The following is a 443-nucleotide window of genomic DNA, read 5'->3' as shown; positions in this document are numbered from 1 at the left end:
ACCGTCACGAGCGCGATCGACACGAAGCTCATCATCAGCATGTTGAGGACGCTCTTCGTGCGGACCATGCCGCCGTAGAACAGGGCCAGGCCCGGTGTCATCAGCAGGACGAGCGCGGTGGCGGCGAGCAGCCAGGCGGTGTCTCCGGAGTCGATTCCGGCCGACAGATACGGCACGAGGTCATCCCTTCCCGGGGCGGCGGGGGGTGGTGTACGGCTGGTGGATGGACACGAGCCTCACCGTCGGCGGTTTCCGGATGTGGGCAGACGTGTTTCCGCCGTGTTTCGTGTTGCGGAGGAGTTTCCGGCGCCTCACACCAGGCCACTGTCCCGGCACCCGGGTGCCGGTGTGACCCGGGCACGCCGGGATCGGGGAGAATGGGCCGCATGAGCGCCAGTACCCAGTCCTCCGAGGCCGTCCACCGGTCCGGCTTCGCATGCTTC

1 pseudogene is annotated in these 443 nt (G+C 67.7%); it reads right to left on the bottom strand.

The window, feature by feature from the left end:
• Positions 1–176 (bottom strand): annotated as a pseudogene (locus CAY82_RS27575) (ammonium transporter); the annotation flags it as partial.
• Positions 177–443 lie beyond the last annotated feature (267 nt).

Origin of the sequence: Pseudomonas sp. SID14000 (assembly GCF_002165135.1) — a bacterium.
GTDB lineage: Bacteria > Pseudomonadota > Gammaproteobacteria > Pseudomonadales > Pseudomonadaceae > Aquipseudomonas.
Note: the sequence above shows the minus strand (reverse complement) of the source record. Positions and strands in the feature narration are given on the sequence as shown.